Here is a 13,712-nt window from a genome sequence, read left to right as displayed (position 1 = left end):
GCCCGCAAGCAAGCCGCGCGGCGCCGGACGGCGCGCCGCGAAAACGAAACAGTGTGTCGGCCTTGATAATCCAGGGAAAACCCTTATCTCTGATCTAGCGCTACGTGTTAACCCTGGTGTGCGCCGACGAGCGCACCTACGCTATTCCGAAGAGGGGCCGAATGAATTTCCACACACGCAAATGGGTCAAGCCTGAGGACCTGAATCCCAACGGCACGCTGTTCGGCGGCAGCCTGCTGCGCTGGATCGACGAAGAAGCCGCCATTTACGCGATCTGCCAGCTCGATAACCAGCGCGTCGTGACCAAGTTCATGTCCGAGCTCAACTTTGTCAGCTCGGCGCGGCAGGGCGACATCATCGAGCTCGGCATGACGGCGACCCATTTCGGCAGGTCGTCGATCACGCTGCGCTGCGAAGTGCGCAACAAGATCACGCGCAAGAGCATTCTTACCGTCGAAAAGATGGTGTTCGTGAACCTCGACGAAAACGGCAATCCGGCGCCGCATGGCCGCAAGAAGATCCGCTATGCCGACGAGGCTTTCGAGCGCTACAGCGGAAAGCTGCGGGCGATGCAGCAGCAACCGTCGATGCTTGCCGCTTCGGACGACGCCGATGCAATCGATGCCGTCGATCAGGAAGCGGACGCAGCGCACTGACGCGCGGCGCGGCGGCTCATCGCCGTCATCCTTCGGCTAGCTGAGCCGGCCGCGAGAAAAAATCCCCGGCTGGTCACGCAACCAGTCGGGGATTTTTCTGCATCTACAGGACAAAAAATAAAGCGGCTTATTGCGAAGGAGACTTGCCCGGCGAAGGCGAAGGCGAAGGCGAAGGCGACGGCGCGGGAGCAGCGCCTTGTCCCGGCGCTCCGCCCGACGGATTCGACATCGAAGGCGCGGGCGTGCCGTCGGTGGGCGCCGTCGTCGAGGCGGGCGGCGGCGCGGACGTGTCGCCGGGATCTTCGTAGTTCGGCAGGCCGTCGTCATTGGCGGGCGGCTTCCGCTTTGCCCCGCCTGCGCCCGACGCGCCTTCCGGCGGCGCGGCCTCGCCCGGATTCTCGTAGTTCGGCAAGCCGGTGGGCGCCGCGCCCGGAACAGTCGACGGCGCCACGCCCGATGCCCCCGAAGGCGCTTCCGCACCCGAATCCTCGGGCTCGCTATAGTTCGGCAGGTTCGAAGCGGGCGCGCCGGCGCTGCGCAGCATCGAGCGGCGCTGCTGCGTGTAGGCGTCGCGGACGAACGAATACTTGTCGAGCGCGGCCTGTTCCAGCAGCGTCGTCGCGCCGAGCAGGTCCGAACGCACGCTGACGAACTGCAGGAAGTACAGCGGGTACTTGTACTCCGCGTCCAGATACGTCATCGGATTCGCGCGGAAATCGACGAAATAGCCGAGGCCGTCGCGGAACGAACTCGGCCCGAAGAGCGGCAGCACCAGATACGGACCCGACGGCACGCCCCAGCGTCCGAGCGTCAGGCCGAAGTCCTGCTTGTGCTTCGGCAGGCCGGCAGGCGTCGCGAAATCGATCAGGCCGCCGATGCCGAACGTCGAGTTCATCGCAAAGCGCATCAGGCTTTCCGTTGCGTCCGTGATGTGCAACTGCAGAAGGCTGTTGGCGAAGTTGTCCAGATCGCCGAGGTTCGAGAAGAAGTTGCTGATCGCCTGGCGCAGCGGCTGCGGCGTGACCTTCTGATAGCCCTTCGCGATCGGCACGGCGACGGTGCGATCGAGTGCATCGTTGAACGTGAAAATCGCGCGGTTCATCGGCTCGAGCGGGTCTCCCGGCTTCCGGTCCGGTCCCGTTGCACACCCCGTCGCAAGACTCGCGGCGGCCAGCGCCAGCGCGGCTGTTCGCATCTTCATGCGGCTATCCTTGTTGTTTCTTCAGTGCGCGGCGAGCGCGCGGTTTGCCCATCAGTACCGGCTGAAATACCACAGCGCCCGTCAGCGTGCAGACAAGGGACAGCGCGAGCAGCCGTCCCATGCTCGATGTGCCTGGATGGTGCGACAGCCACAGACTGCCGAACGCCGTCGCCGTGGTCGCTGCGCTGAACAGCACGGCATGCGTGAGACTCGATTGCAGCAGGCCTGTCTGTCCCCGGCGCCATGCCATCACAAAGTAGATCTTGAACGCCACGCCGACGCCGAGCATCAGCGGCAACGCGATGATATTCGCGAAGTTCAGCGGCATGTTGAAAGCGACGCACAATTCCAGCGTGACGATAGCCGACACCAGCAGCGGCACGAGCGTACGCAGCACGTCGCCGAACCGGCGCAGCGTGAGCCACAGCAGCACCGTGATCGACAGGATGGCCCACGCGGCCGCCTGCAGGAACGCCGTGATGATCACGTTCGCCGAGTGCAGGATCGAGATCGGCCCGCCGATTGCACCGGGCTCCGCCGTCTTCACGGCCTTCGCGAAGTTGCGCAGCATCACGTCGTCGCCGGGATCGGTGCCGGGCGGCACCTTCGGCGAAATTTCGACGAGCGCCTGGCCCGTCTTCGATACCCAGCTGTCCGCGATGTCCTTCGGCACGTTCTCGCGCGTGATTTCCGTCGGTTGCAGCAAGGTCGTCAGCTGGTGCAGCGAGATTTTCAGCGGTTCCGACATCGCGCGTTCGGCGCGGTCGCGCGTCGAGACATCGGCGTTCGCGAGCTTCGTCAGCGCATCCGACAGATGCTTCGCTTCGGCGGCGCCGGGACCGGGGTGATCTTCGGAGGCGAGAGCAAGCTGGTTCGCGCAGCGCTTCAACGCGGCGACGCGCACGGCATCCGTGGCGGGCGGCGCGGGCGTCTGCGTGAGCGCAGGCAACAGCTGCTGGGCGGCCGCCGAAATCAGCGCGAGTTTTTGCGGCTGATCGACGGGAATGTACGTGGAGAGCGTCGTCGTGCGGCCAACTTCCGGCAGCTTCGAGAGCCGCGCGGCAATCGCGTCGGCGGCCGCCAGCGAAGGCGCGAGTGCGCGCACGTTGTTGACGGCGGCTTCGGGCGCGTCGTTGAGCGAGATCAGTGTCGCCATCGACTCCGTGTTCGGGTCCTTCAGATGCAACGGATTGAAGTCGAAGCGCAGATGCAGCAGCAGCGGCGACGCGCCGATGATCGCCACGGCCGTCGCGATCAATACGGGCGTGCGGTTGCGGTCGAGAAAGTCGTCGACGGGGGCGAGGAACTTGAAGCCCGGCGACTCCGGTTCGCCCGGCGGATTGAGCACCTTGATGAGCGCGGGCAGCAGCGTCATGTTGGTCACGTACGCGACGAACATGCCGACGCCCGCGATCTCGCCCAGCTCGGACACGCCGCGATAGGCCGTCGGCAGGAACGAAAAGAAGCTCTCGGCAACGGCGACGGCGGCGAGCGTCAACGGCACGCCGATGCTGTAAGCAGTGTGAATGAGCGCGGCCGCGAGCCGGTCGTCGCGATTGCGCTCCTCGCGATACTTCACGCCGAACTGCACGCCGAAGTCGACGCCGAGTCCGACGAACAGCACCATGAACGCGACGGAAATCATGTTCAGTGCATCGACCATCATCAGGCCGAGCGCGGCCGTGATGGCGAGGCCCACGAACAGCGTGACGAACACGGCGAAGATCAGGCGCCCCGAGCGCAGCGCGAGCCACAGAATTCCAAGCACGACGACGAACGTCGCAATGCCGTTGATCTCCGCGCCGTCCTGCACCGATGCGAACTCTTCATCGGCGAGCGGCTGTTCGCCCGTCAGACGGATGCGCGCGCCGTACTGTGCATCGAGATCGAGCGATGCAGCCGTCTTGCGAATCTCTTCCGATGCATGCGCGCCCGCTTGCAGCGCCGCGTAGTTGACGACGGGCTGCACCACGATGAACGCGCGCGCGGGCACTTTCGCCGCGTCCTTGTCGACGAGCGCGCGCCACGAGAACACGGCGGGCTCGTTGGCGAGCACGTGATCGATCACGGTCGCGCTGCGCGACAGCAGGTTGCTCATGTCGGCGAGCTTCACCTGGCCGATCTGCAGCGGCAGCAGCAGGCTCGTGGTCAGCGTGCCCGCGAGACCCGTCAGGCTCGGATCGTGTGCGAGCGAGTTGATGAGGGGACGCGCCTTGACCAGTTGCCCGGTCGTCGATTGCACTTCGCTGACGGAAGGAAACAGCAAGCCGTTCTTTTCGAAGAACGGCCCGCTGCCCGGTTGCGATACCGAGACGAATTCCTTCGTTTCCTTTTGCAGTTCCGTGGCGAGCGTGTTGGCGGCGGCGTTCGCATATTCGGGCGCGCCCGCCTCGACGACGACGAGCAGCGTTTGTCCGCGATCGGGGAACGCCTTGTCGATCTGCTTTTCCAGCGCGGACCATTGCGCATCGTTCTCAACGAGACGGCTGGTGTCGGTATTGATCTTGAAGTGATGAACGACATAGATGGCGCTCAGCACGGCGAGTACGAGCGACAGCCCGATGACCTGCAGCGGACGGCGCACCGACCAGACAACGAGGCGAACGATTGAGGACTTCAGCATGTACGCGAGCGGGACCCAGTCAGATTGGTGTTATTGGCAGAGGGCACAAGTATACCGACGCGGCCGGCGCAAGGTCGCGTAGCGAACGCAGTGCGGCCCGTCAAAGCCGGTATACTGGCCGGTACCCCCGGCGCGGAAGCGGCCGCTTCCGCGCCGGGTCATTCTCAACTGTCCCGATGAGCGTATGAAACGTTATATCTCTGCTTTTCTGGCAGCCGCCGTGGTTTCCACCGCGGCTTTCGCACAAAGCGCGCCTGATGCGATCGTGAAGAGCGCGGTCGAAGGCACGGTCAGTGCGATGAAGGCCGACCCGCAGGCACGCGGTGGCGACATGAAGAAGATCACGCAAGTGGTCGAGTCACATTTCGTGCCCGCGACGAACTTCCAGCGCACGACGCGCATCGCAGTCGGCAAAGCCTGGAGTACCGCGTCGCCCGAACAGCAAAAACAACTGTATGAGCAATTCACGAAACTGCTTGTCGGTACTTACGCGGCATCGCTGTCGCAACTGCGCGATCAGGATGTGAAGTTCCGCTTCCAGCCAGCGAACGCGTCGGCTGATGCGAAAGACACCGTCGTTCAGTCCCACGTGCTGAGCAACGGCGGCGACGATGCGATCGACTACCGCCTGGAAAAAACGGCGAACGGCTGGAAGATTTACGACATCAACATGATGGGCGCGTGGCTCATCCAGGTGTACCAGACGCAGTTCCAGGAGCAGTTGTCGAAGGGTGGCATCGACGGTCTGATCAAGTTCCTCACGCAGCACAACGCACGTAGCGCGGGCTGACAACTGCGGCCTTGACCGCATAGCTTCGCGCGGCACATAACGCACAAACGGCAAGCCACAAACAGCAAGCCACAAACGGCAAGCCACAAACGGCAAGCCACAAACGGCAAGCCACAAACAGCAAGCCACAAACAGCAAGCCACAAACAGCAAGCCACAAACGGCAAGCCACAAACGGCAAGCCACAAACGGCAAGCCACAAACGGCAAGCCACAAACGGCAAGCCACAAACGGCAAGCCACGAACGGCGAGCCACAAACGGAAAGAGCGCAACGGTTTGAACCGTTGCGCTCTTTTTTCATGCGTCTTCGATCAGACTCAGTTCAACGCGGCTGCCGAGGTCTGCACCTTCTTGCCCGTGCCCGCGCGCTTGATCTCGTCGAGCTTGATCTCGACGTGACGCGAGAACACGTATTCGGCGGGACGCTGTCTGTCGAGCGGGATATCCTTTGCGAATTCGCCCGTCGTCCGCGCGCCCGTCAGGCTGACCTTGAACGCCTTCAGCGGATGCGAGACCGTGTCCATCACGGCCGTCGCTTCGAAGCCGCAGTGGACCATGCAGTCCGCGCACTTCTCGTAGTTGCCCGTGCCGTACTTGTCCCAGTCGGTGGTTTCCATCAGCTCCTTGAAGGTCTTCACGTAACCTTCGCCGACCAGATAGCACGGCTTCTGCCAGCCGAACACGGTGCGCGCCGGGTTGCCCCACGGCGTGCATTCGTACGTCTGGTTGCCGGCGAGGAAGTCGAGGAACAAGCTCGACTGGCTGAACGACCACTTCTTGCCGTTGTCGCCGCGCTTGAAGATTTCGCGGAACAGCTGCTTGGTCTTTTCGCGGTTCAGGAAGTGCTGCTGGTCGGGCGCGCGCTCATACGCATAGCCCGGCGACACCGTGATGCCGTCGACACCCATCGGGCCGACCGTGTCGAAGAACGCGGCGACGCGTTCCGGCACGGCATCGTTGAAGAGCGTGCAGTTGATATTCACGCGGAAGCCGCGGCGCTTGGCTTCCTTGATGGCCGCGACGGCCTTGTCGTACGTGCCGTCCTGCGACACCGAGTGGTCGTGCATTTCGCGGTCGCCATCCAGGTGCACCGACCAGACGAAGTACGGATTCGGCTCGTAGTCGTCCATCTTCTTCTCCATCAGCAGCGCGTTCGTGCACAGGTACACGAACTTCTTGCGCGCCATGATGCCCTTGACGATCTGCGGCATCTCCTTGTGCAGGAGCGGCTCGCCGCCCGCGATCGAAACGACGGGTGCGCCGCATTCGTCGACGGCTTCGAGGCATTCGGCCAGCGACAGACGCTGGTTGAGGATGGGGTCCGGATAATCGATCTTGCCGCAGCCGTTGCATGCGAGGTTGCAGCGGAACAGCGGCTCCAGCATCAGCGCGAGCGGATAGCGCTTGTTGCCCTTCAGGTGCTGACGCATGATGTACGCGCCGACCCGGACTTTTTGTAGCATCGGAATAGACAAATCGTCCTCCTTAAACTTCGCGTGCAGCGAGTGGTTGCGTCAGTTTCGACGGCAACTTGAATTCAACTTTTTCCTCACGTCCCGCCATCGTCGTGACGTCGACGGGGCCCAGTGCGCGAAGCGCATCAATGACGTTCTCGACCATTTCTTCAGGCGCCGATGCGCCCGCCGTAAGGCCGACCGTTTCGACGCCTGCGAACCATTCCGGCTTGAGTTCGGAGCCGTCGGCGACGAGATAGCTCGGCACACCTGATTCGCCGCCGATTTCGCGCAGGCGATTCGAATTGGAGCTGTTCGTCGCGCCCACCACGAGCAACACGTCGACCTGCGAGCTGAGCTCGCGCACGGCGGCCTGACGGTTCTGCGTCGCGTAGCAGATATCGCGCGTATCGGGGCCGACGATATCCGGGAAACGGCGCTTCAGCGCATTGATGATGCCGCGCGTGTCGTCCACCGAAAGCGTGGTCTGCGTAACGTAAGCAAGCGGCGTGTCCACGGGAAGCTCCAGCTTTGCGACGTCGGCTTCGCTTTGCACGAGCAGCACGGTCCCCGGAATCTGACCGATCGTGCCTTCTACTTCAGGGTGACCGGCGTGGCCGATCAGGATCAGCGTACGGCCCGCAGCAACGTACTGCCGACCTTGCACATGCACCTTGGTCACGAGCGGGCAGGTGGCGTCCAGCACATCCAGACCGCGCTCTTGCGCGTTGCGTTCGACGCTTTGAGCAACACCGTGGGCACTGAAAATCGCAACTGCGCCCTGCGGCACTTCATCGAGCTCTTCGACGAAACGCGCGCCTTTGCGGCGAAGGTTATCGACCACGTGCCTGTTGTGGACGATCTCATGACGCACATAAACAGGTGCGCCATGTTGCTGCAAAGCGCGATCGACGATCTCGATCGCCCTCACTACTCCCGCACAAAAGCCGCGGGGTTGGGCAAGGATGACTCGCATAGGCTGGCGAACTCCGACTGACGCGGGTTTCCGGGCAGATCGGTAAATACGACCTGTTCGCCGCGTCTGTATAGTTAATTGTCTTAAATCCGACGAAAGTCGATACTCGAGACCAAACGCGCATTCTAACGCTATCGCCGTTTGTTTGCTTTTTTGATGCACTGAGCTGTGGTGTTTCGCGCGGCAAAAATGACTCGCTGCGCAAGGTGACGGGAACCCTTAAACTAGCGGGCCTCGCCGCGCGTGCGCACGCCGCGCACCGTTTGCGCGCGGGCGTTGAATTTTCTGCGACGTCTTTGACGGACGGCGCATTCTTGAACGTATCGAAGGCGCCGTCTATCACATATTCGATGGTCGGACAGCAGTCGTTTTCCACGATTGGCGCGTCGTCGCGGCGGGTGTTGCCGCGCGCGTCCGCAACCGCGCATCGCGGCGCGGCTTCCAAAGAGGGCAATGCATGATTGCGGCGGTTCTGTTTCTGTTGGCGTGTTTGTCGCTCCTGATCTGGTGTGTGCTGCTGTTCGCGCGCGGCGGCTTCTGGCGCGCGCATCCCGCTGCGCCGCTCGCGTCCGGGACGCGTGACGCGTGGCCGGGCGTCGCCGCTGTGGTGCCGGCGCGCAACGAGGCGGACGTGATCGCGCGGGCTGTCACGTCGCTGCTCGCACAGGACTACCCGGGCGCGTTTCACGTGATCGTCGTCGACGACCACAGCACCGACGGCACTGCCGACGCCGCCCGTGCCGCGGCGCTCGCGCTGAAGTGTCCGGACCGGCTGACGGTGATCGGCGCGAAGCCGCTGCCTGCTGGCTGGTCGGGCAAGGTGTGGGCGCAGTCGCAGGGCATCGAGGCCGTGCGCGCGCTCGGCTACGTGCCCGAGTATCTGCTGCTCACCGACGCCGACATCGGCCATCCCGCCGACGCGCTCACGCAACTCGTGATGCGCGCCGACGCGGAACAGCGCGATCTCGTCTCGCTGATGGTCCGCCTGCGCTGCGACTCGTTCTGGGAAAAGGCGCTGATTCCCGCCTTCGTGTTCTTCTTCGCGAAGCTCTATCCGTTCTCGTGGGTCAACAATCCGCGCAACCGCACGGCGGGTGCGGCGGGCGGCTGCATGCTGGTGCGCCGCACGGCGCTGGAAGAAGCGGGCGGCATCGAATCGATTCGCGCGGAACTGATCGACGATTGCAGCCTTGCCGCGCGCATCAAGCATCGCGGCGAAGGGCGTCACCCGATCCGCCTGGACGTGGCGGCGCGCAGCGTGTCGCTGCGTCCTTACGATAGCTGGCGCGAGATCTGGAACATGATCGCGCGCACGGCGTTCACGCAGCTGCGCTATTCGGCGTGGCTGCTCGCGGGCACGCTGCTCGGCATGACGATCATCTATCTCGTGCCGCCCGTCGTCGCCATCGTGCTCGGTCCCAAGGGCTGGCCCGCGTGGCTCGCGTGGGCGGCCATGTGCTGCGCGTATGCGCCGATGCTGCGCTACTACAACCGCTCCCCGCTGTGGGCGCCGTTCCTGCCGCTCGTCGCGCTGTTCTACGTCAGCGCGACGTTCGGCTCCGCCGTGCGCTACTGGCGCGGCAAGGGCGGCCAGTGGAAGGCGCGCGTGCAGGCGCCCGCCGGGTCGAATCAATGAGGCGGCTCGTCTGCCTGATCGTGCTGTCGCTGGGCCTGATGCAGGCCGCACTGGCGGACGATCAGACCAGCCACGACCACATGTCCGCTTATCTGCGTCAGAAGTTCGGCGTCGCAAAGGAGAAGGCCGAACAGATCTCGAACGCAGTGCGCGCCGCATCTGAAAAGTACGCGTTGCCGCCCGCGCTTATTTTGGCGATCATCTCGATCGAATCGCGTTTCAAGGAAAAGGCCAAGGGCGGCAACGGCGCGACGGGGCTGATGCAGGTCGTGCCCGGCGCGCACAAGCGGATGCTGAAAGACGTGAAGGACCTGACCGATCCCGAGACCAACATCGAGGTCGGCTCGGCGATTCTGTATGGCTATATGAAATCGGCGGGCGGCGATATGAATGCCGCGTTGAAGAGCTACGGCGGATCGCAGGCGTATGCGGAGAAGGTCAACGGCCGCGTGAAGACGTTCGCGGAAGTGCTGGACGCCGAGGCGGCTGCGGCATCCGGCGCGGACCAGCCACTGCCGTCACGCGACGGCGGCTGCGATGCGCGCTGGACCTCGCTGTGTATCGGGCCGGTTGTCTACGTGAGCCCCGTTGATGATGCCGCCGACAAGCCCAGCGTTTCGCAGCGCGCGTCCAGCCTGCTCAATTCACTGCTGCCGCATTCGCACTGAACGGACGCGACTATACGAAGCGCACGGATCGACGAGCCGCCGCGCGCATTACTTCTGCGTCAGCATCATGTACATCTGGATGACCATGTCCGGCGAGAACTGGAACGGCACCCAGCCATGTCCCGTATGACGCAGCACCAGCAGACGGTCGCCGTTCGATTGCTTCTGCACGGCCATCACCGGGTTCTTCGTCGAGACGAAACGCCAGCCGGCGGGCAGGTTCGGCGGGACTTCGGGCTCCATCGACGCGCGCGCGTTCGACAGTTCCTCGACTAGCTGACCGACCTGCGACGGATGCAGCGTGACCGACTTGCCGCCGATCGTCATCGTGATTTCGTTCTGGCTCGGGCGTTCGATATGCAGCGTCGGCTTTTCGTCAGCAGCCGCTGCGTCGGCTTCCTGCGGCTCGACTCGTGCTTCAGTCGCAGCTTCCGAAGCTTGCGCGGCTTGCGCGGTTTCAATGGGCGCTTCGACAGCAGCGGCCGCTGCTTCGACAGCGGAAGAGGCGGCCTCGACCTGTTGCCGGGACGTCGTGAAAGCCTGAATCAGCTGATCGACGCCCGTTTCGAGCGCGCCAATCTGTTCGTGAAGGTTCATGCGTAGTTCTCTGGTAAGACCCGCGATTTTACCGTCTGCGCGCCGACGTTAAACTTCGTGTCGGCATCGAGTTGTAACAAAGCGTACGCGCGAGAATCACTGCGTCGGCCTCACGTCTTCAGATAGCCTGCGTCGCGGAACCAGTCGAGCGCATCGCGTAGTCCCTCGCGATACGGCCGCGCGCAATAGCCGAGTTCGCGCTCCGCTTTCGCCGACGTGAAGTACATCTTGTTCTTCGACATCTTCAATCCGTCGACGGTCACGAACGGCTCGCGCTTCGTGAACTTCGCGACGGCTTCCGCGCCCATCGCGAGCGGATACAGCGGCCAGCGCGGCAACGCGATGGTCGGCGGCTTGCGCCCGACCATGCCGGCGATATCGGCGAGCATCTGTTGCAGCGGCAGATTCTCGCCGCCGAGGATATAGCGTTCGCCGATCCTGCCGCGTTCGAGCGCGAGGAAATGGCCCATCGCCACGTCATCGACGTGCACGAGGTTCAGCCCCGTATCGACGAATGCGGGAATCTTGCCGAGCGCCGCTTCGACGATGATGCGGCCCGTCGGCGTCGGCTTCACGTCGCGCGGGCCGATGGGCGTCGACGGATTGACGATGACGGCGGGCAGCCCGTCGTTCGCGATCATCCGTTCGACCGCGCGCTCCGCGAGCACCTTGCTGCGCTTGTACACGCCGATGGCCTGCTGCGGCGTCATCGGCGATGTTTCGTCGACCGACTGGCCCGAGCTCGTCACCTTCAGCGTCGCGACGCTGCTCGTGTACACGATGCGCTCGACGCCTTCTTTCAGCGCGGCGCGCATCGTCGCTTCCGTGCCTTCCAGATTCGAGCGCTCGATTTCATTCGGGTCAGGCGCCCACAGCCGGTAATCGGCCGCGACGTGCAGCAGATAGCGCGCGCCGCGCAGCGCGGCGCGCATCGACGCTTCGTCGCGCATGTCGCCGACGACGATCTCCGCGTCGAGCGATTCGACGTTGCGGCGCGGACTCGTCGGACGCACGAGCACGCGTACCGCGAAGCCCTTTTGTTGCGCGATGCGCGCGACCGCCGAGCCGACGAAACCGGATGCGCCGGTGACGAGTACGAGATCGCGAGTCTGATCGGTCATTGCCTGCCGTTTCCCTTTTTGCCGTTTCTTCTCTACTGCTGCCCGAATGGCGTGTCGCAGAGGTCGGATTGTACGTGCTAAGGCTGAGTGACTGTCGATGGCGCGCGTCGTGCTCGCGTGCCCTTCGGTAAGCAAAGCCCGCGCGGCGCGACTAGAATGCCCGCGTGAATGCATGGAAACGCATAGGGAGGTGAAAGCATGTCCGGCACGGATCTCGATTCGCGGATGGAAACGTATTACGTGCGCGTGCGCGGCATGGTGCAGGGCGTCGGCTTCCGTCTCGCGACGGTGCGCCAGGCGCATGCGCTGGGTATCCGGGGATGGGTGGCGAACATGGACGACGGTTCCGTCGAAGCGATGCTGCAAGGGCCGGCGAATCAGGTCGACCGGATGCTGTCGTGGCTGCGTCACGGGCCGCCGGCGGCGCGCGTCACGGAAGTGACAGGCGAAGAGCGCGCCACCGACAAGCGCTTCGAACGCTTCGAGCAGCACTGAAGCGTACGAAGCACTCGAATTACTTGAATGAAGCAGAAAAAAAGCGCGCGGCACCGCGCGCTTTTTTCCGTGCTGACGAATCAGCGCGCCACCAGCAGGCTCTCTGCAAACCCCCAGTCGCGCTCGATCCATTGATGGCTGCAAACGAAACCTGCGTCGTCGGCGATCGCGTGCAACTCATCCGTGCGGTACTTGTGGCTGCTTTCCGTCCAGATCGTCTCGCCTTCTTCCAGTTCGACCGACAGCTTTGCCGCGCGCACTTGCGCGCTCACATGCCGTTTCGCGCGCAGATGCATTTCGACGCTGCGCACATCCGGGTTGAAGCGCGCGACATGCTCGAAGGCGTCGAGCGGAAAATCGCCATCGAGTTCGCGATTGATCCGCGCAAGCAGATTCAGGTTGAACGCGGCCGTCACGCCGATGGGATCGTCGTACGCGGCGATCAGCACGGGCACCGGCTTTTCGAGGTCGGTGCCGAGCAGTAGCGCATCGCCGGGCGCGAGCATGTTGCGGATGTCGCGCAGAAAACGCGTGGCGGCAAGCCGGCCGAAATTGCCGATCGTGCTGCCGAGAAACAGCACCAGCAGCGGCTCGTCCTTGGCGCGTCGCTTGCTCACTTCGGCGAGCCCCGCGAGATAGTCGCGCTCATAGCCGACGATCGAAATGCGTTCGATGTCACCCAGTTCGCGACGACATAATTGCAAAGCGGTGCGCGAAATTTCAATCGGGCAGTAAGAAGTGGGACGCTTTTTGCACAGCGCCTCGAGGATGCGGCGCGTCTTGCGGCCGCTGCCGCTGCCCAGTTCCGCGACGATTGCATCGTGCGGCAACTGCGCGACGATGTCGGTCGCGTGCCGCGCAAGCAGGCGTTCTTCGGCGCGCGTCACGCCGTATTCGGGCAGCGCGGTGATTACTTCGAAGAGCGCCGATCCCACTTCATCGTACAGATACTTCGACGGCAATTCCTTCTGAGGCTGCTTGCTGAGGCCAGCGCGGACGGCGGCGGCAAACTCCGGCGATACGTCGTGCGACAGATGATGCGATACGGCTGGCTGAGTCATGTTGGCTCCGTGTTGGCTCGTTTCCAGTGATGACTTGACTTGAGGACTGTGGATGCAGATACGTTGGAGTGACTGGACCGGCCTGCGTTCATCCGAGGCTAGCGTGAGCGCGTTCGATGACCGGGGCGTGTCTGCGTTCACACGTCTGCGAAGCAGATTGAAAGCCGCGTGTGAGCGGCGTAGAACGCCACAACCAAGCAAGAACCGCGCACGAGCGGCGCGAGAACTCAACGGGAGCGCGCCCGTCATTCCACCGAAGATTCGCCGACGTCGCGCGGCGCAGAGATGGAGTTAGGTTTTATAGCCCATCGTGCGTGAATATGCACGCACGCATTTCGCCCTGAAAACGCGACGTCGCGCGTGCAACCCGTCTAGAATGCGCGCTTCACGCGATGGCCGCGCTCCACATTCGGGGACGCGCGCGCCGCGCAGTT

The 13,712-nt window shown here is 63.5% G+C and carries 12 protein-coding genes; 5 read left to right on the top strand and 7 right to left on the bottom strand.

Translation table 11 applies throughout. From position 1 onward, the window contains the following. Positions 1-161 precede the first annotated feature (161 nt). Positions 162-656, top strand: coding sequence for an acyl-CoA thioesterase (locus AB4Y32_RS11490; RefSeq protein ID WP_368721452.1), 495 nt, complete (start codon positions 162-164; stop codon positions 654-656). 127 nt (positions 657-783) lie between these two features. Here the strand turns inward: AB4Y32_RS11490 and AB4Y32_RS11485 are convergent, their stop codons facing one another. Together AB4Y32_RS11485 and AB4Y32_RS11480 are read right to left on the bottom strand one after the other, a co-directional pair. After that, positions 784-1,857 carry an MlaA family lipoprotein gene (locus AB4Y32_RS11485; protein ID WP_368721451.1) on the bottom strand — a complete coding sequence of 358 codons (1,074 nt, stop codon included), beginning with the start codon at positions 1,855-1,857 and terminating at the stop codon, positions 784-786. A 4-nt stretch (positions 1,858-1,861) separates the two neighbouring features. Then, the gene (locus tag AB4Y32_RS11480; RefSeq protein WP_368721450.1) at positions 1,862-4,480 is read right to left on the bottom strand and encodes an MMPL family transporter; all 2,619 of its coding nucleotides are present in this window, start codon (positions 4,478-4,480) and stop codon (positions 1,862-1,864) included. Positions 4,481-4,664: 184 nt separating this feature from the next. Here AB4Y32_RS11480 and AB4Y32_RS11475 point away from each other — a divergent pair, with 184 nt between their 5' ends. Further along, positions 4,665-5,270: a phospholipid-binding protein MlaC gene (locus tag AB4Y32_RS11475; RefSeq protein WP_368721449.1), complete on the top strand. Its 606-nt coding sequence runs from the start codon at positions 4,665-4,667 to the stop codon at positions 5,268-5,270. 317 nt (positions 5,271-5,587) lie between these two features. On the opposite strand, the gene hpnH is transcribed toward AB4Y32_RS11475, so the two are convergent. Together hpnH and ispH are read right to left on the bottom strand one after the other, a co-directional pair. Then, on the bottom strand, positions 5,588-6,745 hold the full coding sequence (gene hpnH / locus AB4Y32_RS11470; protein WP_087736602.1) for an adenosyl-hopene transferase HpnH: 1,158 nt from the start codon (positions 6,743-6,745) through the stop codon (positions 5,588-5,590). Between the two features lie 10 nt (positions 6,746-6,755). Beyond that, positions 6,756-7,700 (bottom strand): 4-hydroxy-3-methylbut-2-enyl diphosphate reductase, encoded by a 945-nt coding sequence (gene ispH / locus AB4Y32_RS11465; protein WP_368721448.1) that lies wholly within the window; start codon positions 7,698-7,700, stop codon positions 6,756-6,758. 457 nt (positions 7,701-8,157) lie between these two features. Between ispH and AB4Y32_RS11460 the strand changes: the two genes are divergently transcribed. Next, complete coding sequence (locus tag AB4Y32_RS11460; RefSeq protein ID WP_368721447.1) at positions 8,158-9,336, top strand: glycosyltransferase; 1,179 nt, start codon at positions 8,158-8,160, stop codon at positions 9,334-9,336. Beyond that, on the top strand, positions 9,333-10,004 hold the full coding sequence (locus AB4Y32_RS11455; RefSeq protein ID WP_368721446.1) for a lytic transglycosylase domain-containing protein: 672 nt from the start codon (positions 9,333-9,335) through the stop codon (positions 10,002-10,004). Before AB4Y32_RS11460 ends, AB4Y32_RS11455 begins: the two co-directional genes overlap by 4 nt. A gap of 48 nt (positions 10,005-10,052) precedes the next feature. On the opposite strand, the gene AB4Y32_RS11450 is transcribed toward AB4Y32_RS11455, so the two are convergent. Next, entirely contained in the window at positions 10,053-10,601 is a 549-nt protein-coding gene (locus AB4Y32_RS11450; protein WP_368721445.1) for a hypothetical protein, read from the bottom strand. 110 nt (positions 10,602-10,711) lie between these two features. Further along, positions 10,712-11,722 carry a hopanoid-associated sugar epimerase gene (hpnA, locus tag AB4Y32_RS11445; protein WP_368721444.1) on the bottom strand — a complete coding sequence of 337 codons (1,011 nt, stop codon included), beginning with the start codon at positions 11,720-11,722 and terminating at the stop codon, positions 10,712-10,714. Positions 11,723-11,920: 198 nt separating this feature from the next. Between hpnA and AB4Y32_RS11440 the strand changes: the two genes are divergently transcribed. Continuing rightward, a complete protein-coding gene (locus AB4Y32_RS11440; RefSeq protein WP_368721443.1) occupies positions 11,921-12,217 on the top strand; it encodes an acylphosphatase in 297 nt (98 codons plus the stop codon). 80 nt (positions 12,218-12,297) lie between these two features. Here the strand turns inward: AB4Y32_RS11440 and egtD are convergent, their stop codons facing one another. Further along, a complete protein-coding gene (gene egtD / locus AB4Y32_RS11435; RefSeq protein ID WP_368721442.1) occupies positions 12,298-13,278 on the bottom strand; it encodes an L-histidine N(alpha)-methyltransferase in 981 nt (326 codons plus the stop codon). Between the last annotated feature and the right edge of the window lie 434 nt (positions 13,279-13,712).

The sequence above is a fragment of the Paraburkholderia phymatum genome, assembly GCF_040965635.1.
Taxonomy (GTDB): Bacteria; Pseudomonadota; Gammaproteobacteria; order Burkholderiales; family Burkholderiaceae; genus Paraburkholderia; species Paraburkholderia phymatum_B.
Note: the sequence above shows the minus strand (reverse complement) of the source record. Positions and strands in the feature narration are given on the sequence as shown.